Source organism: Paenibacillus sp. TAF43_2, from assembly GCF_052113545.1.
In the GTDB taxonomy this organism is placed as follows: domain Bacteria; phylum Bacillota; class Bacilli; order Paenibacillales; family Paenibacillaceae; genus Pristimantibacillus.
In genome coordinates this window covers 1-26,222 of the sequence record NZ_JBFRDK010000087.1, presented here as the reverse complement: position 1 = coordinate 26,222, position 26,222 = coordinate 1, and the positions used below count along the sequence as shown (strand labels likewise).

Genomic DNA, 26,222 nt, shown 5'->3' with positions numbered 1-26,222 from the left:
GGATTACTATTTCCCATTTCTATTTCACTCAGACTCCCTTAAGAATCCCCTTTGCGGATACATTTGATTCTAAAGCCAATGTCGCTCAATTATTCCACCACCATTCATTACATTTTAAATCTATGTAGATTAAAAAAGGAGCCCTTCATCTTCCCCAGGCTCCCTTCTTGATGTTCAATCATCTTGCATTTCGGTTCACGACATCTTTTACTGGTTCACAACATTGTTTACTGGTTCAAGAAATCTTTTACTGGTTCAAGACTTCTTTATCAGCAGACACTACTCTTTTTTAATCACTAACCCCCTACTCCACCGTAACACTCTTAGCCAAATTCCGCGGTTTATCCACGTCATGCTCAAGAGCTAGCGAAGCATAATAAGAAATCAGTTGTAGCGGAATAACTGAAAGTGCTGGTGACAAGATCGGAAGTGTCTTCGGAATCGCGAATAGCTCGTCGACAGATTTCGCAACTTCTTCCTCTGCCCCTTGGTTTGCAATGCCTATAACGTGAGCGCCGCGCGCTTTTACTTCTTTAATGTTGCTAAGTGTTTTCTCGTACAGCTCTTCTTGCGTAACAAGAGCGATAACCGGAATCCCTTCCTCTATGAGAGCCAAGGTACCGTGCTTGAGCTCACCAGCTGCATAAGCCTCGGAGTGAATATACGAGATCTCCTTCAGCTTCAGCGAGCCTTCTTGCGCTACGGCATAGTCAACGCCGCGGCCGATGAAGAACAAATGTTTGTGATGCGAGAACGACTCTGCAACTTGTTTAAGCACATACGCTTGCTCAAGGATGCGCTCAACCTGAGTTGGAAGCTGATGCATAGCCTCAAGAACTTCTGCGATGTAAGAAGCTTCTTTGGTCTCAAGCGTACCTGCCATGTGTAGACCAAGCAGATAAAAAGCAATCAATTGCGAGCTGTATGCTTTTGTCGAAGCAACCGCAATTTCAAGACCTGCCCATGTAATAAGCACATGGTCCGCTTCGCGGGCAACCGAGCTACCTACTACGTTAGTAATAGCAAGCACGCGAGCACCATTGCGCTGTGCTTCACGTAGAGCTGCAAGCGTATCAGCCGTTTCACCAGATTGGCTTACAACGATAACGAGCGTATCCGGAGTAATGATCGGCGAGCGGTAACGGTACTCGGATGCCACATCCGTCTCAACCGGAATGCGAGCAAGCGACTCAATGACCGTTTTGCCGACAAGACCTGCGTGATAGGCCGTTCCACATGCTACGATGTGTACTTTGCGGATCGATTTAATATATTCAGCTGTCATGCCCAGCTCTTTTAAGTCGACAGATTTACCGTCTTCTGAAACGCGGCTCATCATAGTATCACGGTAAGCTTTTGGCTGTTCGTGAATTTCTTTCAGCATGAAGTGATCAAATCCAGCTTTCTCTGCCGTTACTAGATCCCAATCGACATGAAATATTTCCTTGGAAATACTTTCTCCTTCAGTCGTCATTACTTCGACAGCATCGCGTGTCAGGATTGCCATTTCGCCGTCGTTCAAAATATAAACGTTGCGCGTATGCTCCAAAATAGCCGGAATATCCGAGCCAATGAAGTTTTCGCCTTCACCTACACCGATAACAAGCGGGCTTGCATAACGAACCGCAACCAGACGATCCGGTTCAAACTCAGTCAAAACACCAAGCGCGAACGCTCCACGCATACGTTTAACCGCACGCTGTACAGCTTCCACGATGTTGCCGTTATATTCATCAGCAATCAAATGGGAAATGACTTCCGTATCTGTCTCCGATACAAAAACATGCCCTTTTGTCACTAATTCTTCCTTAAGATTCAAGTAGTTCTCAATAATTCCGTTATGAACAACCGAAAATTTAGCTGTGTTGTCCGTATGCGGATGCGAGTTCACATCAGATGGTTTACCATGAGTAGCCCAGCGTGTATGACCAATGCCAATAGAACCTTCGAGCGGTACTTCACGCAGCAAGCCTTCAAGATTCGCGAGACGTCCTTTGGACTTTGTAATTTCGAGCCCATTCTTCGTGAAGACAGCGATACCAGCGGAATCATAACCCCGGTACTCCAGCTTCTTCAATCCTTCGAGCAAAATGTCCTGCGAGTCGCGTTTACCAATATATCCTACAATTCCACACATAATTTAATAGGCCTCCGATAGGTTATTTTCCCGTCCTTATCGGATGCCGCCAATGCGTGGCACAGGCACTATGAAGTTGTCACAAAATAATCCGAATGAGTGCGGAAAATGTAACCCCTCTGCCCATGCCCACCCTGCTGGTGGCATCTTGGACATACGGGAGTAATATTATAATCGAAGCCTGCCGCACGATTGTATGACCGGTCGCCCGGCCGTTTTACGTAACGGCTTTCGGTTGGCTTGTAATACCGGAAGGTCCCCGCCGAATGTTTCGAACACCTTCACCTCGTCAGCTTCCCGTATGAATACCCGCTTCAAGCTGATCTATCTTAGCTCTACCACCGATCATTCATCACGCAAGCTCTGGCGCTTATCTTGCTTAAATAACCTCTATCCTCGCTTTCCTTCTTGAATCACACTACCTATCATATTCATTTTCCAGCTGCTGTGCAACCTTTCACGGAAAATATACTCGTCCATTTTCCAAAATAATGCTAAAAAAGCCCGCCGGCTACAAGAACCGACAGGCCTTCGACACCATTATTCTCTATGATTAACCTAGTTCACTTTTAACGACATTTGCAATTTGATCAACGTAGGCCTCGACCTGTTCCTTCTCTGGTCCTTCCGCCATAACGCGAATCAAAGATTCCGTACCCGATGGACGAACAAGCACGCGGCCGTTGTCGCCAAGCTCTAGCTCTACACGTTTAACCGCTTCTTCTATCGCTGCATTGCCTTGGTACAAGCTCTTGTCCGCTACGCGTACGTTAACAAGCTTTTGCGGGTATTTCCGCATAAGGCCTTTAAGCTCGCTTAGCTTCTTGCCGGAGGCTGCAATCGTATCAACGAGCTGAAGCGCAGTAAGAATACCGTCGCCAGTCGTAATATGGTCAAGGAAAATAACATGGCCGGATTGCTCGCCGCCTAGATTGAAGCCGCCGCGACGCATTTCTTCCATGACATAACGATCGCCAACTGCCGTTTGCGCTGTCTTCAAGCCAATGCGCTCTGCTCCTTTGAAAAAGCCGATATTGGCCATAACCGTCGTTACAATGGTATCCTCTTTCAGCTTGCCTTCACGCTTCATCGCATCGCCAATAATACAAAGAATAAAGTCGCCGTCTACCTCTTCGCCATTTTCATCAATTGCAATCAAACGGTCAGCGTCCCCGTCAAAAGAAAGCCCAAGGTCTGCGCCATGCGCCAGTACCTGCTCACGCAAATATTCTGGATGCGTCGAACCAACGCCAGCATTAATATTCAAACCATCCGGCTCAGCGCCTACCGTTATAATGTCCGCTCCAAGCTCGCGGAATACCGAAGGAGCCAGCTCATAAGCGGAACCGTTCGCGCAGTCCAGTACGATCTTCAGGCCTTTGAATTCGCCTTTGATCGTAGTTTTCAAATAATCCAAATAGCGCTGCTTAGCGCCTTTATCGCTTGATACCGCTCCGATATCTCCGCCCTCAGGCCGCGGCAATTCATCTGTAAGAGCATCAATTAATTGTTCGATTTCGAGTTCGGTATCATCCGACAATTTAAAGCCGTCGCCAGCAAAAAATTTAATGCCATTATCCTCTACAGGATTGTGTGATGCGGAAATCATAACGCCAGCGTCAGCGTTAAGCTCACGCGTAATATAAGCAACTGCCGGTGTGGATACGACGCCAAGACGCACGACGCTTGCACCAATCGACAATAGACCCGCAATCAGTGCTGATTCCAGCATCGGGCCGGAAATCCGTGTATCAAGGCCAATAACCACCTTCGGCTTTTGTGCCTTATGTGTTAGAACATAGCCGCCGCAGCGGCCGATTTTGTATGCTAGCTCAGGTGTAAGCTCACGATTGGCTACGCCGCGAACACCGTCTGTACCGAAATATTTCCCCATGTTTAAAAAGCTCCTTTGTAATATATTGCTTTCGTTGTTATATACTTATTCCGCTCTGATGATTATGGATTCGTAGTTGAACCGCCTGCTGCGTTTCCGCCACCATTGCCAGTCTCCTCACTGGTGTCTGGAGGCGGTGTCGCAGCAGGGGGAGGAGACTCCTCTGTCGGAGTGCCTCCGACCTCCTCGGAGTTGTCTCCGCCTGATCCTGGTACGGAGTTGTCCGTTATTTCTATCGTTACCGTTAAAGTTTGCCCATCAGCCAGTACGGTTTGAATATACGCTGGCACATCAACCTGAAGCGTTACGACATGCGTGCCTACACCTAGACCTTCTACATTGGCAATGATGCTAATATCCGATGCCTTAAGCGTAGACAACACCGGATCTGCTCCGCTGACGGTTAAATCAAACTTACCGTTTGCCGGCGTTCGTATAACCGCCGACAGCCCGTTTGCGATACCTTCTATTGCTACATCTAGTCCTGTAAGTGTTCTATTTTTTACGGGAGCTACAACGACATTGAGCTCCACCTCTGCTGGATCTATTGCCTTTATTCCATCAATCAATTCCGTCTTCACGCGAATGGTTCCTGTTTGCTTCACCTTCGAGAGATCAAGCACAACTCCATCGTAAACCTGCAGCTCGTCTAACTGCTTCTGCTCGCCGTATACGGTCACCTTGTCTATTGCCGGCTTCACCGATACTAAGCTCAGTCCCTCAGGCAGAGTGCCCGTATAGCGCACCTGTAGAGGCAGTACCTTCAGCGGAGGCGTTACCTTGACCTCGACATGCAGCGTTTCTGGTGAAACAATCGCATTTGTCATTTCGATACCGTCTACATCGTATACGATTACTTTTGCTTTTTTGTTAACAACCGTTTTATCTGCACCCTCAATATTGATCTCCGTCGTAACAGCACCGATTCTGCTCATATCATCCTTAGGCAGTGTAACCTGTACACCTGTTGACGGTGCTACAATCGTCGATGCTCCAACAATATAACCGTCTGCCGGCTTGCCTTCCACAATGACTTGCGGCTCAAAAGGCTTCGTTACAATTTCTTCGATCTGAACCGTAACGGTACGCGGCGACATCTCGACAAGTGTAATCCCTTTCGGCAGTTTTACCGTCAAAGGCAGCTCCTGTATACCGGGTTTTACGCCCTTCAAGTCCACTTGAACCTTATAATCATCTTTCGAAGAAGCATTGAACAAAACAGTTAACCTGCCCTGCACATCTAGCCGCACGACGGTAGGTTCCATCGCCGTAAGCACGTACTTATCTGTATCTAGGCCATCTGCCGTAATAACCGATGCTTCGATCGTTTTGGTATCAATATTTGATGTCGCCGTCTGCGGTGAGGTGTCCGGATCAATATGTACAATAGCCCAGAGCAGCAATCCGACTATGACGGATATTACTTTGAGAGAGGTGGGGTGACTTAGCCATTTATCCATCACTGCCTCCTTTCCGCTTCCAAAGAGACGATATGGTTACACGTTCCTTCGTACGACCTGTAGTCTTCGGAGTCAGCTCATCAAAGAGCTTCGAAATCAGCGATTCCTCATTAATATCTCGGACAATCATGCCTCCTAGAGACAATGACACTTGCCCCGTTTCTTCCGAGACGGTTACGGACACTGCATCCGTTACTTCACTTACTCCAATCGCGGCACGGTGGCGAGTTCCAAGCTCCTTGCTTATAAAAGGATTTTCCGATAGAGGCAAGTAGCAGCCCGCCGCCATAATCTGATTAGCGCGTATAATGACAGCTCCATCATGCAGCGGTGTATTCGGTGTAAAGATGTTAATCAGCAGCTCCGATGTAATTTTTGATTCCATACGGATGCCCGATTCAATCAATTCACTGAGGCCTGTGCTCCGCTCAAATACGATTAACGCCCCGATTTTTCGTTCTGCCATAAAACGGACAGCTTTAATTACGCCGTCAATTTGTTCATTGACGACATCCCGATCAAGTGAAAATGACCGCGCAAACAGCTTTCCACGACCAAGCTGCTCAAGCACGCGTCTCAGCTCAGGCTGAAAAATAATCAGCACGCTCACAATTCCGAAGGTGAACATTTGGTTCATTAACCATTTCAACGTATACAAATTGAACCATGTACTCAGCCCCCATACAGCGACGAGCACGACGATCCCTTTTAAAAGTTGAACTGCCCTTGTTCCGCGCACAAGCAAAATCATTTTATAAATAATATAACTAACTATACCAACGTCTATAATATCCTTTAAATAGTCATGCCATGTTAAATCTGAGAAATAACTCATATGCCAACCCCCAACAGCCGATCCCCTTATTATTGTCTAATTATCGGTTTTCAACTTTATTATTTTCTATATATGGGATTGGAAATCCTTTTTTTCAAAAAAAAATTAAAAAACGCCCCCCTGCAACAGGGAGGCAGCTTGCTTTAGCGAGCGTTACCGCCAAAAGTTTGCGTTACTTTGTACCAGAACCAATCGAGCGCTTGATCAATCGTTCTGCTCTGACCCGCGATATGGCCGGTTGAAGCCAGGTTCAAGGTTCCGTCAATAACGGTTACGTTGCCGTCCACCTCGCCCTTAACATCGGCTATTCCATTTTCTACGGTCAAATTTCCCGTTAGATGAGCACCCTCTGGCACAATAACTGTATTTCCTTCTATGATGACCTGCTGAAGATCCTCGCCTGCAACAATCAGCTTGGTATCCTCTTCCCACATCGTGAAGAAGCTGCCTAACATAACGAGTACAAACACAGCAGCTGCTGTTACTCCGGGGTACCGATAAATAAAACGTACGATGCGGTTTCTCTGCTTGCTCTGTTTCTTCGGCAGTTGCTGCATAATTCGTTCATTTAAAAGCTCGGATGCCTTCTTGTCATAATCCGCGGCAGGCTTAATCGCTTCTAAAGTCTGGAACACCGCGGCGTCCGTCTTCTGGAGCTGTTCAAACCGGCTGCGACAAGCGGGACAGGAAAGCAAATGAGATTTTAACGTAACGATATCTTCACGCGGCAGCTCGCCGTCCAAATAATCATGCATCCATACGATAGCGACGTTGCAATTCATAGCAGCCAGTCCTTTCTTTCAGTTGCTCGCGCATTAAGTTCTTATCTCGCTATTAGGATACGTTACTAGCAAGAAGGATGTTTCACTTTTTTTCGTAATCGCGTAAGTAATCCTTTGCAGGTAAGGAATTAGCTTGAATTTCTCCCAAAAAGAAGCCTATGTCTGCGCTAGACATGGCTTTCCTTTGGAGGATAGTATCATTATTTGTAATTATAACTTATGCTCAAGCTTCTTCCGAAGAAATTCCCTGCCGCGGTGAACCCGCGTTTTGATCGTCGTGACAGGCATGTCCAGCACATCGCCAATTTCCTGCAACGACAGGTCCTGCATATATCTAAGCGTCATCACGCTCTTATATTTGGGTGGCAGTGAAGCAATAGCCGCATGTATAATGCGCTGTGTGTCCGAGAGAAGCAGCTCTGATTCTGGCGTCCGATTATCGCTCGGTATCATGGAGTAGCCATCCAGTCCCTCATGATCCGATGACTCTGCATCCAGCGAATAGGTCGGCTTGCGTTTGCGCAGTCGATCAATACATAAGTTCGTAGCAATTCTATATATCCAAGTTGAAAATTTTAACGTTTCATCATATCTATCCAGGTTTTTGTAAACGCGAAGGAACGTATCCTGTACAACATCCTCCGCTTCCTGGCGGCTGTTTAACATTCGATAAGCCATATGAAAGAGCTTGTCTTGATAGAGGTCTACAAGCTCAGCAAAAGCCTGCTGATCGCCTTTAAGCGATAACTTCGCCAGGCGTGCTTCCAATACAATCACCTAAACTCCTCCAAACCTTCCATTCGATCGACTGATCGCCTTGCTCTATTTTATAAATATATAATGTCCGCATCCATACACCCTAGAAAAATCGTAATGCACATGGGCTGAAAAAGCAAGACAATTGAGAAAGATACTTCCAATATGAGCATCGGCCCTAATTAGCCGTAATGTTCATAGTCATGAGCAGCAATGTACGTACATCAGGTTCAGGTTTCATTGCTGTTTGCTCCAAAAAATACTAACCGTTCTAATAATTATATAGGTTTGACGTTCAGTCAGCAATCGACCTGAGGCTAGTTGTTTTTTCGACTTTCGGCTAGGAACGCTAAAATAAAGCAAAAAAGGTCTAGGAAACGTAATGTTCCCAGACCTTCAATGTTCATGCGCTTTATATTTATTAAAGTGTATTTGTTTTCAATTGCTCGAGCACCTTTGTAATCGTCGTCGTAGGAATCGCAAAACCAATGCCTTGCGCCTCAGCGTTCACAGCCGTGTTTATACCGATAACCTCTCCCTTCTCGTTTAGAAGCGGTCCTCCAGAGTTCCCTGGATTAATAGAGGCATCCGTTTGCAGCAAATGCTCGTAATTATGATTCCCTTGCTCATCTGCAATCGTAATTGGACGCTCTTTCGCGCTTAACACGCCCATAGTCAACGTTTGATCGAAGCCATATGGATTGCCGATCGCCATCACCCAGTCACCGATTCGCGTTTGGTCAGAGCTTCCCAGTTTAAGAGATGGGAATGCTTTGCCGTTAGGCTCTTCCACCTTAAGCACAGCCAAGTCTAGATCATAACTCGAACCAAGCACCTTTGCTGTTAGAGGCTCGTCATAACCTTGAACCGTTACTTTAACCTCCTTTGCACCCGCAATTACATGCTCGTTAGTCAGAATATAACCATCCGATTCGAAGAAAAAGCCTGTACCAGAGCCTACTAACTCAAGATTTGAACTGCTTGGCTGTTGTTCTTGAGATTCTTGCTGCTGCCCGTTGCTACCCGACCCGCCATTTCCAAAAAACTGTTGAAAGCGTGGATCGTCGAACATGGAGTTCGAACGTGCTGGCTCCCCATAATTTTCAATCTTCACAACCGCGGGGCTCGCAGCTTTATAGACGGAAGCGATATCTTCACTTGAGCTTAGCGATGCTGTAGACAAGCCAGCATCCTGCTGTCCTGAATTGCTTACAACGCTGGAGCCCGAGTTTTGAACGGTTTGTTCCCCTCCGCTGAACAGATTGTTTTTATCTGCCATGTAGGAGAAACCGCCAATGACGAGAGCGCCAATCAAGAACGATGCAAGCAGCGTTTTTGCCGAGCTGCCGCCCGAACGCTTTGAACGTTTTTTACCGCCAGGCGCTGACCCTGACCCGCTTCCGCTCCCATCCTGTCCCAGCCCAAGCTCCCTCTCATATGAAGCTCTAAGCTCATTTGTTGATTTGTTGGATTCATAAATATAAGTAGTGACAGGAGTCCGGTTCGTTTCGTTCGATGAATGGTTCGACGTGTAAGTATCACCGCTCGTTTCGGAGCGTTTGTTTTCCTCGTTCATCTCTATCATCCTCTCAATAGTAGGTGTCTGTTTCCTATGTACCTATCATGCAGGATGTACCTTAAACAAAACTTAAGTGGACTATAAAAGAACATAAGAAAAATAGAGTTCTGTTGCCGTTTATTTTTTTGGCTTCTCACTACAAGGCCTTCCAACTGCTTTAAACGAAAAAAAGCCAACCACAGTAAATACCATGGTTGGCTTTGCAGCTGTTCTATATTCGCCTAAGCGATTAGTTTGAGCAGTTAGCCCGTATTCCGAAGTCCTGCGGCAATGCCGTTGATCGTCAGAAGTACTTCGCGAAGCAGTTCTGGATCATCTTCCTCGTTATCACGCAGTGCACGAAGCTCAGTTAGCAGCTGCACTTGCATGTAGCTAAGCGGATCGACGTACGGATTGCGCAGACGAATCGACTCTTGGATAACAGGAACATTATCCAAAATTTCCGTTTGGCCTGTGATGCTAAGAATAAGCTCAGATGTAAGCTTGTATTCTTCTTCGATTTGCTCAAAAATACGATCGCGGATCGTTTTGTCCTTAATCATATCTGCATATTCCTTCGCAATAAGCAAATCTGCTTTGGCAAGAGCCATTTGAAGATTGTCAATTAGCGAGCGGAAGAACGGGAACTTCTCGTACATCGTACGCAGCGTGTTCAGCTTTTCCTCGTCGTCGCCAGTATATTGCTTCATTGCAGTACCAGCGGCGTACCATGCCGGCAGCAAGTAGCGGCTTTGCGTCCATGCGAACACCCAAGGAATGGCGCGCAAATCCTCGAAACGATCACTGTTTTTCCGTTTGGATGGACGTGAACCGATGTTCAGCTCGCCAACCTCAGGAAGCGGTGTCGACTCCTTGAAGTACGTCAAGAAATCTGGATCGCGGAAAATAAGATCCTGATACTTCTCGAGTGCCGTCTCGGAAATCGTACGTGCAATTTCTTCCCACTCCGCTTCTGCTTGCGGTGCTTGCTCTGGGTATTTCGCCAGACGAGCAGCCGTAATCAGCGCCCAAGTTGCTTGCTCCAAGCTGCGGTATGCAATACCTTGCATCGAATAACGCGAGGATAGAACCTCACCTTGCTCGGTAATTTTGATGCCGCCGCCAACCGTATGCGGCGGTTGTGCAAGGATACTGCGGTTAAGCGGCATGCCGCCGCGGCCAAGCGCTCCGCCACGGCCGTGGAAGAACTTCAGCTTAACGTCGTACTCTTTGCCGGCAGCTGTAATTTCATTAAGCGCTACGCGCAGCTCCCAGTTCGCTGTAACAACTCCGCCGTCTTTGTTGCTATCGGAATAACCTAGCATAATTTCATGCAGGTTGCCGCGAGCTTCCACCGCTTGACGGTAGATTGGCATTTCGAATAGCTGCTTCATAATAGCTGGTGCTGCATGCAGGTCGTCAATCGTTTCAAATAGCGGTACCGATTGCAGTGTACAACGAATCGTGCCGTCCGCTTCCTTGCGGAACAGGCCAACTTCCTTCGCAAACACCATAACCTCAAGCATGTCGCTTGCCGCTTCCGTCATACTAATCAGATAACTTGAAATACAATTGATGCCAAACTCTTGCTGCGCCCGATAAATCGTATGGTATACGTTCAAGCATTCACGGGTGGACTCCGTGTAATCTAGATGCCCCGAAGTAAGCGGGCGCGGATCATTCAGGAGACGGTGAAGCAGGTCTGTTTTTTCTTCTTCTGGAAGTGCCGCATAATCTGCTGCTACATTCATTTTCGCTAAAATTTCAGCCATCGCATTTTCATGCTCTTGGCTATGCTGACGAACATCAAGCGCCATAAGGTGGAAACCAAACAGCTCCACTTGACGTACTAACTTAGCAAGTGCTGTATCTGCTACATAATCAGCGTAGTGATGACGCAAGCTGCGATCGATAACGAGCAAGTCCTCGCGAAGCTCTTCAGGGTGGTTGTAGCGCATTTGCGAACCCTTAAGCGATTCATCGCGAGTATTAGCCAGCTTCTCTAGCATAAAGCCAAGCTTAATACGGTATGGCTCCTTCGTATTTCTCCAAAGATCGACGCACTTAAGCTCAACATGCTCGCGATCCGATCGAATCGAATCGATAAGCTCAGCCGATACCTCGACAAGGTTTGTGCTGAAGCTGAGAAGGTCCATAAGCTCGCCTAGTTTTTCTTCGTACTTGCGAATAGCCAGCTGACGGTGCAGCGTTAGCGTTTCCCAAGTTACCTGAGCTTTCACCGATGGGTTACCATCGCGATCGCCGCCGATCCAAGAACCGAAGCGCAAGTAATCCGGCACATGCCATTTCTCATCTGGATAGTACTTGCTTAGGCAGCGTTCAAGCTCTTCATAAACATTAGGAAGCACTTCGAACAATGTCTCATCAAAATAGTACAAGCCGTTACGAACTTCATCGATAACGGTTGGTTTGCGGTCACGAAGCTCGTCTGTTTGCCACAAAATAAGAACCTCATTCATGAGCTTCTCACGCAGCTTCTCGCGCTCGCGATAGGTTAGTGTTGGGTTATCCAGCTCCATCACATCTACAGCAATCCGTTTATGAATATCAAGCACCGCGCGGCGAGTTGCCTCGGTCGGGTGTGCAGTCATTACTAGCTCCAGCGAAATATTGCTCAAAATATCTCTAACTTCCTCGATTGCAATGTTGCGTTCCTTCAGATCTTGAACCGCGCTCTCAATGGAGCCGCGTTGGACCGCTTCGCCAGCAGAAACCTCGTAATCACGTTTCCGTCTAATCCGATGATTTTGCTCTGCAATGTTGACAAGCTGAAAATAAATGGCAAACGCTCTAATCACTTGATGACGTATTTCCGGGTTAAGCGATGATACATTTTCTTTAAATTGATCAAATAATTCCGGTACAAATTCAGCGCGAAGAGATTTACTTTGTTCACGAATCCGTTCTACGATTTCAAGCAGCTCACGGCCGCCTTGATGAACAAGAACTTCACCGAGAATGTTGCCTAGAAACCGGACATCGCGTCGCAGCAAATTGTTAGCCTGCTGCCGATTTGTGGTCAAAGTAGATGCAGATTGATCCGACATACTGTTCCTCCTAAATTTTTGCGAAGCAACGATCGCTCCGTAAGCATTTACTTGTTTTCCGAAGCAGCAATCGCTTCGAAAGCTTGCTTGTACAACATGAACGTTTTTTTGACTTCTACCATCATACTACAAAAACCTACAGGGTTGAAGCCCTGAAGCCAATCCTGGCAAAAACAGATTTGTTCCTTAGGAGTGTATTACCCACTCCTTTTTGCTGCTAATCTTTCCGGCAATTCGTAACTGCGAAAGACAATCCGCTTCAGTTAAGTTAACGATGCTTAATAAATTAGCGAAAGTACTGGTTCAATCCCATAAATAAGACCTCTTATGAAAAAGACCGCAGCACCTCTCACTAAAGGGCGCTGCGGTCTTGCTCAAGTCGAATTATGCCATTAATTGAATTAATTTCGCCAGCATTTTTGCTGCTTCCTCACGGGTAGCCAAATCCTTCGGTGCAAAATAGCTGCCTGCCTTATTTGCATAGATCTTGCCGTTAATGATTCCCGCCTGCTGCACTGCAGCTGCTGCTTCCTTCGCAAATGCACCAATAGATGATGCATCTTCAAACGCTATAGCATTTGTCTGCACGGGCAAATCAAAGTTCATGACTTCAACGAACCTTGCAAYCATAGCAACCATTTGCTCACGACTAATATTGGCTTTAGGATTGAAGCTGCCATCTCCAGCGCCTCCGACAATTCCTTTTTCAGCCGCCCATGCTACCGCCCCTGCAAAATAATCGGATGACTTCACGTCCGTAAAGCTTGACGACGAGTAACCGTCCAGTTGAGCACCGGCAATTCTTGCAAGGATGAGTGTGAAATCAGCCCGTGACATATTAGCCTTAGGAGCAAACTTTTGATTGCCCAAGCCGCCGATTATATCTCTGGAAGATAAGTAAAGGATAGAATCCTTCGCAAAGCTTGATGCCGTGTCCAAAAATGCCACATGATTGTAGCCAACTCCGTAAGTAGAGAAATGGCTGACGGTAAACTGCAATTGACCTGTCGACTTATCGTACACACTGTTAGGTACAATGCTAAGCTTGCCGTCATTTGCAATATAGTAGATGACTACTGCTTGGCTGTCTTCGTTTGCTTGAAGCGAATAAGGAATGCTAACCCTTGCTTTACCGCCCTTCAAATCGGTAATCGCTGTTTTTCCGCCGATCACATCAAACTCATACACAGGATGGCTGCCGATTGTTTCCTTAATCGCACTAGAAAGCTTAGATACATCCGCTTTGTTGACCGCTATGGAAAGCTCGCCATTCCCTGAGGCTGCTGCTAGTGTTCCAATAGCCTTAGCATCAAAGGATACGATTCCAAGTCCTGCATGAACATCCAGCGACTTCAATCCCTTAGCTGCAAGCTTAGCGATAGCTTTTTCCTCAAACTTGATAGCCGTTGACTTGGTGTCTGTGTTAGCCGCCATTTTAAACTCAATGGATGCCGGCTTGCCGTTTGATGCTTTATCTAATGCAGCTATTGCTGCATCCAATTGATTTATCGTTACCGTTGCCGTTGTCTTACCGCTGTTATCCGTTTCAGCTTTAAGCGTGCTTACTGCTTTTACGGTTTCACCATTTACGATCGTCACTCCAGCATCTTCAGGTTTTGTAGAAGGTGCAGGCGTCGGCGATGGATTCGGTGTTGGCGATGGAGTTACGATATCACCTGAAGTAACCGTGACACTCGTCTCAGCGAGACCATATCCGTCAGCACTCGCTGCTGAAATGACCGCTGTTCCCGCTTTTATCGCTGTGACATTTCCATTTGAATCTACGGTTGCCACAGCTGTATTAGAAGAAGTCCATATCGCAGCAGCAGAGCTTCCGCCTACAGGCTCGACGGTTGCAACCAGCTTAGATGCAGCATCTCCAACTTTTAAGGAAAGGGAAGCTTTATCCAACGTTACTTTCGTTACATTAAGCTGATATACGCCTACCTTGCCGCCTACCTCGTAAGCAACCAAGAGCAAAGGCATTCCAGTTGGGCTAATGTTAGCCGGAATAAACTCTAGGCCCTCTGGGCCAGTATCTGTATCTAAGTTGTCCTTGCCTTGACTGTCTTTGAACACGCGAGTATTTGTATAATTAGCGAACGTCGCATGCGCAGGATCTGTTACATCATAGGTCATGAAACCACCGATGCGCTCAAGACCAACGAATGCCAAAACCTTATTGCCAACCTTCCCCGTTTTAATATCTTCCGGTTCTGGTCCCTTCTTGCCGCTTCGATCGTCAATGGCTGTCTTACTGTTGCTTGTGTTAAAGAATGCTGGCAAGCGACTGCCCGTTATCGTTTCAAAATCGTTGCCGCTGTCATAGACCTGCTCCATCGAGTTCGCATTCCAGATAGAGAAAGAACGTCCACCGTACATGTAAATGCCGTCATTGCCCATATCGCTTGCGACTTCAATACCATCATAAGCAGTCTTGCCATTTAGGAAAAGCGCTGCCGCTGAAGTCGGATCAAGCTTTCCTTTTAATGCACCTATCGTGCTGCCGTTTGTACGGTTCGGCCATTCCGTTACATCGCCTTCATTAGCTGTAAAAAGGTACGTTTGGCCGTTAATCGTATGAGATGCGATGCCATCAGGCATGTACATCCCTTTAAACGGTACATTTTCCAGCTTAATCGCACCGTCTTTTAGAACGTCGAGAGAATTGCGCGGATCATTATAATCCTTTAATCCAAGTGATTTTACTGCCGTCACTTTGTTCGTTTCAATATCAATAATCGCAATCGCATTATTCTCTTGCAATGACACGTAGGCCGTCTTGTTGTCATCCGAAAGAGTGATATACTCAGGCTCCAGATCATACACAGCGTCTGCTTTTGTTCCGCTCGATTTAATTTTTCCATCTGCCGGATCTACTTTGCCGCGAATATGAACGCCATCCTCGATAACGGACGGATCATCGAAGAGTACATGTGTAACTTTGTTGTTTACTGTATTGACGATCGTTACGCTTCCTTTAGGATCATCTGCACCATTGCGCGGCTCCGCCTCATCTGCAGTAAGGATATACTTTCCATCCGCTGTTGACTTAATCATATCCGGTTGTATACCAGCAGCGTAGGCTGAGATTAAATTACCATCATAATCGAGTACGATGATTTTACCTGGCTTGAGTGGATCCTTCTCTTGTACCGCTACAGAAACTCGCTTAGTCGTCGTATTAATATCTACACTAGTTAAATCACCGTATACAAAGCCTTCAACCTCGGCCATCGGCTTAATAAGTATCGATTTTTCTTTACTTAGCGTTCCGTTCCCGCTTCCCAAGCTGACAATATCCAGGCTTGGCGGATCACCGGAGCCATTAACCAAATAAAATTTGCCATTGTCTTTGTTGAATTTAACGATCTCGGCAACGCCGCCTTCTTTATTGAATTGGCCTACTGAATATTCTCCGATTTTTGAAATATTGAGCGTATCTTTAAACTCAGCGGACGCTGGCTTTATAATCATATCTGCAGCTGCGCTTGCTACAGCCAATCTAACTTCGCTGCCAAAAACTCCAATGGTTCCAGTAGCTTGTGCATTGTCCCCAACTTCAACCTTCGGAAACGCTCCATTCACATAAAGCAGCATATCGTTATCAAGCTTAATCGTATTAGCCGTTTTGTCCATGGCAGTTACATTGCCAGTAGTTGTCACTCTCCTGCCGTACATATCAGCTGTTACTGAACTAAGCTTATCTACGTTAAGCATAGACTTATCGAACGTATCTTCCGCCACTAAGCTGAAAATTTTATTGTTCAGCCTTATTACCTGTAAGTTGCCTTTTACCCGCACTTCGCCGTCATGAAGACCAGCCGTCCCAGAAACGCGTACCTCTGCACCTACCGGGATGGACGGGTCCATGCCTTCAACAGCAATTGCGCCCGTAAACGATTGTACATAACGCACTGCGTTTGCTTGGCTGTTATCCGATTTAACGGACGGAGTTGTAACCAAACCTTCGACTGTTACCGCTTTGTCTGTTGTACTCTTCTGGAGTGAGCCGATAAGCTTCACAAAATCAGGAATGACATCAACGGTTCCCTCTGTTTTCCCACCCCGCGTAGGCGATGGATCCACTACTGCAAAATCAGCAGCATTGTTGTTGGAATCTTGGAAGTTGATGCGACGCACGCCTTTAACAGCCGCTGGCAGTGAAGCTCCATTCCCTACAGATGTGCCTTCATGCAGTTTAGTTTGAACCGCACCGAAGCCTACCGCATCAACAACTGCCGAAGTAGAGTACACTCCTTGAAATAATTCCACCGTGCCATCCACATCAGACATGCCGATGGATTGCTCTTTCGTGCTTGCATATGCATCAGCTAGGTAAGGATCTCCGTAATTTTTGTCGCTCGTATTGCCCCAAGTTGCTTCAAGGCGAACGAGGTAATAATCATGAGGAGCAATGACCGCACCTTCTTCAAAATCATAACCTTGTACCGTTGTAGCACCTTTATTGCTGTATCTTAAATGATATCCTGCAAGTGATATTGGCGAAGCAGTAGGATTGTAGAGCTCTACAAAATCATACAGGTACGGTGATGCTGCTGGCGGTGTGTCTTTATTAATTTTCCCGCCGCCGCCATATACTTCATTAATTAGAACATGAGTTGCTGGAGCTATACTGGATTGAATGGTAAACGCAAACGACTTAGCTATGCTAACTGGCGTCCCTGCCGTGCTGTCAGTCGCTGTAATTGTTACATTAGCATTTGATACCGCCTTGATCGGTGTCCCCGTTAAAGCACCATTTGACGCAAGGCTAAGTCCTTCTGGCAAGCCAGTTGCAGTAAAGGTATATGGCGTGTTTCCACCAGTAGCCTGAATAACTGCGGAATATGGAGATCCAACAAAGCCATCAGCAAGAGACGCTGTAGTAATGACTAGCGGTTGGACAATACCCGGCCCCCATGCGCCGTCAGCACCGCTGCGAGGTATTGCTGCTAGTAATGCATCGCCGGTAGCTAACTCATAATCGACTTGTTTGAAATCCGCTTTATTATTGTCTGTATCTAAGAAGTTGCTGCGGCGAATGGACTTTTTCTTCGATGTGCCTTCTGCTGAGCCCGTAGGGAATGCAGTCTCATATCCGTCGATATTGCTATCCTTATCATTGCTTCCTGTACCGACCATATCTACATAGCCGTCTGGCTTAGTGTCAAAAGGATTAGGATCAGTCAGTAAAGTTTGATTGCTCATTAGAGCAACCTTCATCCCTTTGTTATTAATCAATCGCTCCCAAGTGAGGTCGCCTTTTGCAGAGAGATCTACCTTTGGTTTTTCAGCACCTGTAGAAGCTCCTGTTATAAGAAAAGAAGAATGCGCTTTAATCGTTCCGGTCAAATTAAGCTTTTCCCAAGCCTTAGTAGCACCTGTCGTCGCACTAGAGCCCCGATCCGCATATTGAAGCGACCAACCAGCAAGGCTGACATCACTATCCGTCGGATTATATAGCTCAATAAATCCATGAGATAACAGCGTGGTCGTATCTATGCTCAAGCCGCCGCCATATACTTGATTAATAACAATGTGCGGGGTGGCAACGTTATAGGCGCTGTCTACTGCGTAAGGCGTCCCCGATAGCGGTGATCCGGCAGCCATGACTGGCCCGCCTGCCAGCACCATGCTGGCCGTAATTTCCGTAGCTAATAATAATGATATTAACCTTTTACTATAAATCTTCAAGTTTCACTCACTCCCATATCTATTATGTTAACTAGAATTGTAGAGCGTTTTTATTTCATAATGATTAATGTTCCATGAAGCTTTTGTAAAGCGCTTGGTTGTTGGTGGGGGGGGGTGGTTTTTGGTAAAGCGTTTGATAAAACACTTGATAAGCCATTCCAAACCTCGTCAGAGCACATGTTTTTTTAGTGTATGGGCAAACAAAACAGCCCGCTGAGAGCTTCCAGACGGGATGTTTGTTTGATATGTTTATTTATGTTTACACATATAATATTTTCGTCACTCAACATTGGAATCTACTGTTACGTTTTTCATGGTTAACCTTAAGCCTAACGGACATGAAATCCGCTATTTCGAGAATTTAAGCTCGTTACGTGGATCTAACGGACATAGGATGCGTTATTTGCTTAAAAAGCAGCCAAATTAATTATCCTGAGGCTAAATAAGAGATCCTATGTCCGTTAGATCTATAAATGGACGGAATTTCGGAAAATAAGGTATCTCATGTCCGTTGCAGCTCTTACTTGGAAGTTTTAATTGTAGAGAACCCTCACAATTAGCTGAGAATACGTGCGCCTGCACCAATCCACCAAACCTCCACTTTAAACATTCAACTTCTGCATTAGGTAATTGCTACTAATATATGATAGTTCACTTTCTTAAGCGTTTTATATAAATTACTTAGCTGCATAAATAACGCTTCTAAACCTATCCGTTCGAAATTTTTAATCATAACTTGATTTTTCAAGAATAGATTTAAATCTTTTTATGTTCACTGTCTTTGAAACTTAGAATAATTCATTGCGTAGAAATATTTGTAAATAAAGAAAGAATGAGGTCATTACGAATGAAAAAAACATTCTTATATGCCCCGATCATTCTTGTGGCTCTGTTTTTTCTTAGCATAAATGAAGCAGGAGACGAGCTACATTGGAAAAACATTGTAGAGAAGATTTTAGTTTTGGGCTCTGCATTTGGGGTCTTATATTTAATTAATCGGCTGACCAAAAAATAAGCTTTATGTTTATGTGAATTCATACATAGTCACTATTGAATCGATAAATTGAAGTGTAACTATTTTCCTCCAATTAAACTATTGCCAATAAAGGAGAATGTTTAATGAATCGGAATGCTCGGAATAAAAAAGTAGATACTTTTTTTCACAGATTGGGTGAGTTTTTTGAAGTATGGATATACCTCCCTCGGCTAATTTTCCGACTATACAAGTGGATATTTGATTAGCCTACATACGCCTGTCTAGAACATGGAGTCTCTAAGGCGCTTCCGACTAGAATGGAATAAATGTTAGTTAAAACCTCGCAAGGCGGTACTAAACGATATGTATTTCGTGGTTAGAAGGTGTGATTCATTATCCGAACACCCCCCTCTCTGGTCTAGAGACGGTTTCTAAGCAAGCGAGAGCTCCTAAATATCCATCTGCTTGATCTAAGGCGTATAATGGCAGTGCTGCCGCGTAGGAGTGGTGAAAATCTGAAGTTAACATAGGATCCTCTGTCACACCAAAATCGGAACAGTGGCAAATACATCAATGAACGAAATAAAGATGAGTAGTCGTGGGTCAGTTGATCGGTTTCTATCGCTTAACTCAATAGTTAAAAATTCGCCCCAGAATATGCCCCATGATAAGGAAAGGTTTCTTTTTTATTGAATCCACAAAAACAAAAAAAACCCTTGCTGCGCAAGGCTTTCGGGTTTAAATAGTTGGAGCGGGTGATGGGAATCGAACCCACGCTATTAGCTTGGAAGGCTAAAGTTCTACCATTGAACTACACCCGCAAAGAAAAAGATTATGGTCGGGACGACACGATTTGAACATGCGACCCCCTGGTCCCAAACCAGGTGCTCTACCAAGCTGAGCTACGTCCCGAAGTGTAAATGAATTGCGTCTAATGTTGGGAAAATGGCGCGGCCTAAGAGATTCGAACTCCTGGCCTTTTGATTCGTAGTCAAACGCTCTATCCAGCTGAGCTAAGGCCGCACAATTTATGGAGCGGAAGACGGGAATCGAACCCGCGACCCTCGCCTTGGCAAGGCGATGCTCTACCGCTGAGCCACTTCCGCTTGTATTTCTGTCGGCCGTTCGTTTCGTTTATCATCGCGGCGACAAGTAATAATATATCACCCCTGAAAACAAAAAGCAACTGTTTTTTAAAAAAAGTTTTAAATTATTTTAAATCCTTCAAAATGCATTGTTCTAAATTGGCTGAAAAGCCTTATATGACGCGGAAGTATGTGCTTTTAGACTTCATAAATCCAATCATAAAAATCAGCTTAAATGACGTTATATCTTATTATCCGGTTTACTCCTTCCGATTGTTTAGCTCTAATGGATTACATTTTATAAATAACGAATATAATTGGTTCACTTCCCTCCCATTCGCTTCTAAGCTCAATATACTACAAATGGCTTATCTAAAAGAACAAAAAACCGCATTTCCAAAGGAAACGCGGTTTACGGCATTCATATTAGTTACTATGCTCCAGCAGCAGCTAATGGTCTCTCTGACTGTGCACGGTTAATCAATGCCACTTTATCAGCAGCAGGCTGGCCAGCTAGTGCATATGGCAAGCAAAGAGGAACGCCTGTACGCGGATCAGGCACGATATCTGCCTCAATGTTAAACACTTCGCGCATAATATCCGGTGTCATAACTTCTGCAGGCGTACCTTCGCCTACTACGACACCCGTTTTAATTGCGATCATATGATGAGCGTAACGTGTCGCGTGGTTCAAATCATGAACGACCATGACTACTGTGCGATTATTAGCAGCGTTTAGCTTTTGAAGCAAGTGAAGAACCTCTAGCTGATGCGCCATATCTAGGAAAGTTGTAGGCTCGTCAAGGAATAAAATATCCGTTTCCTGCGCAAGAGACATTGCAATCCATGCACGCTGACGTTGTCCGCCAGATAGATGATCAACCGGACGATCGGCAAAATCTGTCATACCTGTCGCTTCGATTGCCCACTGCACGATACTGCGGTCATCTTTAGTCATCGATCCAAAACCCTTCTGGTATGGAAAACGACCATAAGAGACAAGCTCAGCTACTGTGAGTCCGTCCGGAGCGGTTGGATTTTGCGGCAAAATGGCCAATTGCTTCGCTACTTCCTTCGTCGATTGCTTATGGATGGACTTACCGTCCAGAAGTACACTGCCCTTCGAGGGATTCATAATACGGGCCATTGTTTTCAAAATCGTTGATTTACCAGAGCCGTTAGCTCCTACTAGCGCCGTGATTTTCCCTTGAGGTATAGCAATGTTTAAATTCTCAACGATTAGACGGTCATCATAGGCAATATCAAGACTAGAGGTCGTTAAACGAATCATTGAACATGCACGCTCCTTCCGCTGCCTGAGGCAGACACCTTCACATTTTATATTTATATTTAAATTAGCAACGAATATTGATAACGATTATCATTTATTTTCTAATGATAATGTTTCTCATAAAAAAAGTCAATGATAATATAAATAGCATTTATTCATATCGATAAAAATAGAACCCCATTTAAATAGAAAAGCCGCCCAACAGGTTGGGACGGCTAGCTTTTATCATTTTACATACGTTACCACTTTAGCTTAGTGCCAAATACAAGACCATTGCTTATTAGTCTTCCAGGCGTGGTAATGAGTTTTCCTTGTGCGTACATGCCAGAGGATGCTCCTCCGTCCAAATTCATCGCCTGCTCAGCGCCAAGCTGAATCATGATTTGACTCCACTGTTTTATCGTTGCTTTGGAGACGGTAGCTATGACAACAGTCCCGTCCTTTTTGACAAGAATGCCGCTTCTGCCAGCTGCATCGGTCAATATTTTGGAGCTGCTAAACCCTTCCCCAGCTGGATTAACTGCCGGTTTCCCATCCTTCACTAGCCTTGGTCCTGCACCAATGGCGGTATGAACGCGAGACCATGCAATCGGACTTTTCGAGAGGTTGGTCATTTCGATCTTATAATCAACCTTCGTCCCCACCTTAAAGCGTGAGGCTAGCTTCTCCTCAGAACCTGTATAGACGAGAACATATCCATCTGCTGGAATACTGACATTCTCTTTTTTGCTTATTTTGGTCACGACACCCTTACTGACCGTTACTGAGGTGCCTTGTGCAAATCCAAGCTTGGCACCACGCTTTGGCGTAAACATAATGGCTGACGATGCGCCTGCTGCAGGTGTTCGATTAATAAAATACGCATACCAGTTGTTAGGCGACTTAAAAGAACCGTCTGTTCCACCTAAAATTTTGACGCGCAGCGTATCCATAACTACTTTGCCGTCCCATGTAAAACCAATCGCTGTCCCYGTATTGCCTATATGCTCCACATTGCCGTCTACAATTACCGTTCCATATGGCTCTGGAATGCCGCCATAAGCCTCAAAATAGGTTCCGTTAATCGCTGCGTCTGCACGGTAATCTTTAGCAATCGATTGAAGCGACTGAACGACGCCTATCTTACGGCTTGCCAGGCCTGCAGTAACGGGCATTCCCTTTGGAATGGTAACCGTTTGAACCGTAAACGACTGGCCTGCTGCAACAACCTTCTTGGAATCATGCTTCACCTTTAGGTTCAAGGCAGGGGCTGTAACCTGAATAGGAAGCTTCAGCTGGCCCTTGTAGCCGCTAGCTGTAACATCGACATAAAGATTAGCTGATCCGGCTGTAACCGGGGTTACCACGCTTTTCTCATTGATGCGAACGATCGCTGGATTGTCGGAGCGATAGCTGACAGCGACTGGATCGGACAGCTTCAGCTTGTCCGTGAGCAGGAGCCGTGTATCCAGCGGCAGCTTAACCGCCGCCGCTGCTGCATAGGTGATCGCAACGGTGCGAACTGGCCCCGCTGCGATTAATGTACTAGCGGACGCATAAACGAAGCGTCCGCTGCCCTGCGGCGCCACACCGCTCGCGGGAACCGCGGTGTGACCGCCGTAGGTGTACAAGATCGACCCGGCAGAGCCGTCGATCGCGTACACAGCGCCGGAACGGCCGCCGGCCAGCACCGTGCCGGCGCCAAGATCCGGCGCAAGCGCCGCGGGGCCGAAGCCGCCCGCCCCGCTGGCGCTAATGCGCCATAGTTCCGCCCCGTCTGCGAGGCGGAACGCAGCTATGCCGTTGCCGCTGCGCTCCGCGGCAACGACAGTACCTTTGTCTCCGGGCACAAGCGCCGGAGACGTCCAACCGCCTGCGGGCGCTGCTGCAAGCTCGCGAGTGAAGCGGACTTTACCGTCCTCTTCATACGCAGCGATAGCTTTGCCCGCAAGCAGCATCACGCCGCCGCTCACATCACCTGCGATCAGCTTCGCCCCAAGCAGCGTCTGCTCAAGCGACGCTTCCCATACAACTGAATTGCCGCTTACGGCATACAACACGCCATTGCTGCCCAGTACATAGACGCCGCGCTTACCTGCGGCCAGTTCCTTAACCGAGACGCCCTCTGGCAGCAGAGCAGCCTGCTGCTCTCCCTCACTGCTCAGCGATAAAACAGCATGCTGATATGCAAAATAAGGAGTACCTTCCCCATCCGTCACCATGCCTGATGGCTCTAATTGTTCCTTTTTCCCTTTAAAATAATAAATGCCTTTCTGACCGCCATTGCCGCCTTCATCATATTGATAAAGCCTAGCACCAGTTCCTGCGGTAAATATTTGTCCTTTTCCATTTACGGCTGGGGCGGATAGTTTCGAATATGTGTTTATTCTTTTTAATTCTTTTCCGCCATTATCTAATAGAGATAACCATCCATTATTCGTTACAACCAGCAGCTTTCCGCTCGGCATAACAATCGGAGGATATAGAGTACCCTCTGCTTTGTATCGCCAGTACTCGATTTCTGCTTTGCTGGCAGCAGAACCCTTCGCATTAGAAGCCACCGTTTTTGTATCATTCGTCGATTCTGCTGCAGAAACGGAGGAACTCCCATAGGCTCCCTTACCACCTAATGATTCGCTTCCTGTGTAGCTCACATTCAACACTATAATAAGCAGAATAGCTACTACTCTAACAAGCCATTTTTTCGTCTTTTGATGCATATGACTGATCTCCTTCTTATGTGTAGATTCCAGTTAGTCCCAATGAACTATATCGACAGGTTTATTCTAAAAATGAAGGGATTATATGGATAATAGAACTCTCAAATTCTATTAAGGAATAGGTTGGCATCCTGTAAGTCCCTATGTTACGATCACAAAAACCATGTCTACAAATCTAGCAATGGGATTACTATTTCTTTATATAAAACACTAATTCCATTTACTATTTATCCTCACAACAATTAACCTTGTACATTTTTAACCCCATACGATTGAGCAAGATCACTTTACTGCAGAGGTAGATCATGTTTTGAAAAAGCTATCCTAAACAAACATAAAAGGAGAATTATAACCAATATGCAAACCACTAGATGCAAGCTGGACCCATTACAACAATCAGATTTCAAGTACATGCAAAGGATATATTCGAGTCATGAGGTTAGAAAATACTTAGGCGGAGCTGTACCAGAGGAATATCATCTAAATAAGTTTCTAGATGCTTTAGAGCGCTCATCAACGAAGGAGTCATACATTTGGACGGTTAGACTAAAAGAAAACAATGATTTTATTGGGGTTGTTTCCTTAGATAATCACATAGACGGAAGGTTTAAGGAAATCAGCTATGAATTTGTTCCGCAAAGCTGGGGTAGCGGCTACGCAGCCGAGGTAGTCGGTCTATTATTAATGTACGCACTTCATGAATTAAAGCTAGGTAAAGTAATAGCTGAGACACAAACAGCAAATACTGCCTCCTGCAGACTCCTTGAGAAGGTAGGCATGCGATTAGAGCATAAGCTGCAAAGATATGGTGCTGAACAAGCGCTATACAGCTTCAATGATCAATTGGGGCTTTTCGATTAATATTACACATATATAAACAGCAAAAAACCCTTGTTCGCCAAGGGTTTCTTCATGGTATGGTGCGCGTAGAGGGACTTGAACCCCCACGGTCGCCCGCTAGATCCTAAGTCTAGTGCGTCTGCCAATTCCGCCATACGCGCATATGTGATTCTTTGAAGCTTAACCATGTTTTGCAGGGCTTCCACCTACATTACTCTGTTGACATACAGAGTGCTTCCCTATGAAGGGTGTTAAAGATGGTGCGCGTAGAGGGACTTGAACCCCCACGGTCGCCCGCTAGATCCTAAGTCTAGTGCGTCTGCCAATTCCGCCATACGCGCGCATGTGAGATAAAAAATGGTGAGTCATGTAGGATTCGAACCTACGACACCCTGATTAAAAGTCAGGTGCTCTACCAACTGAGCTAATGACTCATAGTATAAGTGGCTGGGGATTCAGGGATCGAACCTGAGAATGACGGAGTCAAAGTCCGTTGCCTTACCGCTTGGCTAATCCCCAATAGCGATATGGTGGACGCTGACGGGATCGAACCGCCGACCCTCTGCTTGTAAGGCAGATGCTCTCCCAGCTGAGCTAAGCGTCCAAGGATAAAGGCGCCATTTGTAAATATAATTTGGTGACCCGTAGGGGACTCGAACCCCTGTTACCTCCGTGAAAGGGAGGTGTCTTAACCACTTGACCAACGGGCCATGCTAAAATTGATGCTTGTCCTTACAGTTGAAAGTTTTCTGGAGCTCTCAACCGGATTCGAACCGGTGACCTCATCCTTACCATGGATGCACTCTACCTACTGAGCTATGAGAGCATAATGGCTCCCCGAACAGGACTCGAACCTGTGACAACTCGATTAACAGTCGAGTGCTCTACCAACTGAGCTATCAGGGAACATTGTATTTTGAGTTGAATGTTATTAAAGCTTCAACTTCAAAATAGGCACGGTTGAATATCAAGGCGTATTGCGCCTTGAAAACTGAATACGAAAGATTAGGCTTGCTGAAGCCTTTATGCTGCTGTCTACTGGATGTATGGGTCGCAGTAAACGTGTTTAGGATAAGCCCTCGACCGATTAGTATTCGTCAGCTACACACATTGCTGTGCTTCCACCCCGAACCTATCAACCTCG

Annotated in this window: 13 protein-coding genes and 12 tRNA genes; 2 read left to right on the top strand and 23 right to left on the bottom strand. The window is 46.0% G+C overall.

Features of this window, described 5'->3' with window-relative positions; translation table 11 throughout:
* Window positions 1-304: 304 nt before the first annotated feature.
* The 9 genes from glmS to AB4Z17_RS18805 form a co-directional block, all read right to left on the bottom strand.
* On the bottom strand, window positions 305-2,137 hold the full coding sequence (glmS, locus tag AB4Z17_RS18845) for a glutamine--fructose-6-phosphate transaminase (isomerizing) (protein ID WP_441961344.1): 1,833 nt from the start codon (window positions 2,135-2,137) through the stop codon (window positions 305-307).
* Window positions 2,138-2,690: 553 nt separating this feature from the next.
* Complete coding sequence (gene glmM / locus AB4Z17_RS18840; RefSeq protein ID WP_076271680.1) at window positions 2,691-4,031, bottom strand: phosphoglucosamine mutase; 1,341 nt, start codon at window positions 4,029-4,031, stop codon at window positions 2,691-2,693.
* A gap of 62 nt (window positions 4,032-4,093) precedes the next feature.
* Window positions 4,094-5,491, bottom strand: a complete 1,398-nt coding sequence (locus AB4Z17_RS18835) for a CdaR family protein (protein WP_441961342.1) — start codon at window positions 5,489-5,491, stop codon at window positions 4,094-4,096.
* On the bottom strand, window positions 5,484-6,326 hold the full coding sequence (gene cdaA, locus AB4Z17_RS18830) for a diadenylate cyclase CdaA (RefSeq protein WP_076271682.1): 843 nt from the start codon (window positions 6,324-6,326) through the stop codon (window positions 5,484-5,486). Before cdaA ends, AB4Z17_RS18835 begins: the two co-directional genes overlap by 8 nt.
* A 143-nt stretch (window positions 6,327-6,469) precedes the next feature.
* A complete protein-coding gene (locus AB4Z17_RS18825; protein WP_076271683.1) occupies window positions 6,470-7,108 on the bottom strand; it encodes a zf-HC2 domain-containing protein in 639 nt (212 codons plus the stop codon).
* Between the two features lie 210 nt (window positions 7,109-7,318).
* Window positions 7,319-7,885 carry an RNA polymerase sigma factor SigW gene (gene sigW, locus AB4Z17_RS18820; protein WP_054025284.1) on the bottom strand — a complete coding sequence of 189 codons (567 nt, stop codon included), beginning with the start codon at window positions 7,883-7,885 and terminating at the stop codon, window positions 7,319-7,321.
* Window positions 7,886-8,285: 400 nt separating this feature from the next.
* Window positions 8,286-9,440, bottom strand: a complete 1,155-nt coding sequence (locus AB4Z17_RS18815; RefSeq protein WP_441961340.1) for a S1C family serine protease — start codon at window positions 9,438-9,440, stop codon at window positions 8,286-8,288.
* Between the two features lie 245 nt (window positions 9,441-9,685).
* Window positions 9,686-12,490 carry a phosphoenolpyruvate carboxylase gene (ppc, locus tag AB4Z17_RS18810; RefSeq protein ID WP_441961338.1) on the bottom strand — a complete coding sequence of 935 codons (2,805 nt, stop codon included), beginning with the start codon at window positions 12,488-12,490 and terminating at the stop codon, window positions 9,686-9,688.
* A gap of 384 nt (window positions 12,491-12,874) precedes the next feature.
* Entirely contained in the window at window positions 12,875-18,187 is a 5,313-nt protein-coding gene (locus AB4Z17_RS18805; RefSeq protein WP_441961336.1) for a choice-of-anchor I family protein, read from the bottom strand.
* An 847-nt stretch (window positions 18,188-19,034) separates the two neighbouring features.
* On the opposite strand from AB4Z17_RS18805, the gene AB4Z17_RS18800 reads away from it, so the two are divergent.
* Entirely contained in the window at window positions 19,035-19,202 is a 168-nt protein-coding gene (locus AB4Z17_RS18800; protein WP_441913415.1) for a hypothetical protein, read from the top strand.
* Window positions 19,203-19,910: 708 nt separating this feature from the next.
* On the opposite strand, the gene AB4Z17_RS18795 is transcribed toward AB4Z17_RS18800, so the two are convergent.
* From AB4Z17_RS18795 to AB4Z17_RS18770, 6 genes are all read right to left on the bottom strand, one after another.
* A tRNA-Gly gene (locus tag AB4Z17_RS18795) sits at window positions 19,911-19,984 on the bottom strand.
* A gap of 14 nt (window positions 19,985-19,998) precedes the next feature.
* Window positions 19,999-20,075 (bottom strand) — tRNA-Pro (locus tag AB4Z17_RS18790).
* A 34-nt stretch (window positions 20,076-20,109) separates the two neighbouring features.
* A tRNA-Arg gene (locus AB4Z17_RS18785) sits at window positions 20,110-20,186 on the bottom strand.
* A gap of 8 nt (window positions 20,187-20,194) precedes the next feature.
* A tRNA-Gly gene (locus AB4Z17_RS18780) sits at window positions 20,195-20,269 on the bottom strand.
* Window positions 20,270-20,681: 412 nt separating this feature from the next.
* Window positions 20,682-21,539: an ABC transporter ATP-binding protein gene (locus AB4Z17_RS18775; protein ID WP_076271911.1), complete on the bottom strand. Its 858-nt coding sequence runs from the start codon at window positions 21,537-21,539 to the stop codon at window positions 20,682-20,684.
* 239 nt (window positions 21,540-21,778) lie between these two features.
* Window positions 21,779-24,238, bottom strand: a complete 2,460-nt coding sequence (locus AB4Z17_RS18770; RefSeq protein WP_441961334.1) for a phosphodiester glycosidase family protein — start codon at window positions 24,236-24,238, stop codon at window positions 21,779-21,781.
* A gap of 357 nt (window positions 24,239-24,595) precedes the next feature.
* Here AB4Z17_RS18770 and AB4Z17_RS18765 point away from each other — a divergent pair, with 357 nt between their 5' ends.
* Window positions 24,596-25,099, top strand: a complete 504-nt coding sequence (locus AB4Z17_RS18765; protein ID WP_441913411.1) for a GNAT family N-acetyltransferase — start codon at window positions 24,596-24,598, stop codon at window positions 25,097-25,099.
* Between the two features lie 57 nt (window positions 25,100-25,156).
* On the opposite strand, the gene AB4Z17_RS18760 is transcribed toward AB4Z17_RS18765, so the two are convergent.
* The 8 genes from AB4Z17_RS18760 to AB4Z17_RS18725 all read right to left on the bottom strand — a co-directional run bounded on the left by AB4Z17_RS18760 (window position 25,157) and on the right by AB4Z17_RS18725 (window position 25,984).
* Window positions 25,157-25,239 (bottom strand) — tRNA-Leu (locus AB4Z17_RS18760).
* 97 nt (window positions 25,240-25,336) lie between these two features.
* Window positions 25,337-25,419 (bottom strand) — tRNA-Leu (locus AB4Z17_RS18755).
* A gap of 17 nt (window positions 25,420-25,436) precedes the next feature.
* Window positions 25,437-25,512: transfer RNA gene (locus tag AB4Z17_RS18750), tRNA-Lys, on the bottom strand.
* 10 nt (window positions 25,513-25,522) lie between these two features.
* Window positions 25,523-25,597: transfer RNA gene (locus tag AB4Z17_RS18745), tRNA-Gln, on the bottom strand.
* A gap of 9 nt (window positions 25,598-25,606) precedes the next feature.
* A tRNA-Val gene (locus AB4Z17_RS18740) sits at window positions 25,607-25,682 on the bottom strand.
* A 31-nt stretch (window positions 25,683-25,713) separates the two neighbouring features.
* Window positions 25,714-25,788, bottom strand: a tRNA-Glu gene (locus tag AB4Z17_RS18735).
* A 40-nt stretch (window positions 25,789-25,828) separates the two neighbouring features.
* Window positions 25,829-25,904: transfer RNA gene (locus AB4Z17_RS18730), tRNA-Thr, on the bottom strand.
* Between the two features lie 4 nt (window positions 25,905-25,908).
* Window positions 25,909-25,984, bottom strand: a tRNA-Asn gene (locus tag AB4Z17_RS18725).
* Window positions 25,985-26,222 lie beyond the last annotated feature (238 nt).

Excerpts from the sequence above, each read along its gene's own strand:
- glmS (WP_441961344.1), bottom strand. The coding sequence starts at position 2,137 with ATGTGTGGAATTGTAGGATATATTGGTAAACGCGACTCGCAGGACATT.
- glmM (WP_076271680.1), bottom strand. The coding sequence starts at position 4,031 with ATGGGGAAATATTTCGGTACAGACGGTGTTCGCGGCGTAGCCAATCGT.
- AB4Z17_RS18835 (WP_441961342.1), bottom strand. The coding sequence starts at position 5,491 with ATGGATAAATGGCTAAGTCACCCCACCTCTCTCAAAGTAATATCCGTC.
- cdaA (WP_076271682.1), bottom strand. The coding sequence starts at position 6,326 with ATGAGTTATTTCTCAGATTTAACATGGCATGACTATTTAAAGGATATT.
- AB4Z17_RS18825 (WP_076271683.1), bottom strand. The coding sequence starts at position 7,108 with ATGAATTGCAACGTCGCTATCGTATGGATGCATGATTATTTGGACGGC.
- AB4Z17_RS18815 (WP_441961340.1), bottom strand. The coding sequence starts at position 9,440 with ATGAACGAGGAAAACAAACGCTCCGAAACGAGCGGTGATACTTACACG.
- ppc (WP_441961338.1), bottom strand. The coding sequence starts at position 12,490 with ATGTCGGATCAATCTGCATCTACTTTGACCACAAATCGGCAGCAGGCT.
- AB4Z17_RS18800 (WP_441913415.1), top strand. The coding sequence starts at position 19,035 with ATGAAAAAAACATTCTTATATGCCCCGATCATTCTTGTGGCTCTGTTT.
- AB4Z17_RS18775 (WP_076271911.1), bottom strand. The coding sequence starts at position 21,539 with ATGATTCGTTTAACGACCTCTAGTCTTGATATTGCCTATGATGACCGT.
- AB4Z17_RS18765 (WP_441913411.1), top strand. The coding sequence starts at position 24,596 with ATGCAAACCACTAGATGCAAGCTGGACCCATTACAACAATCAGATTTC.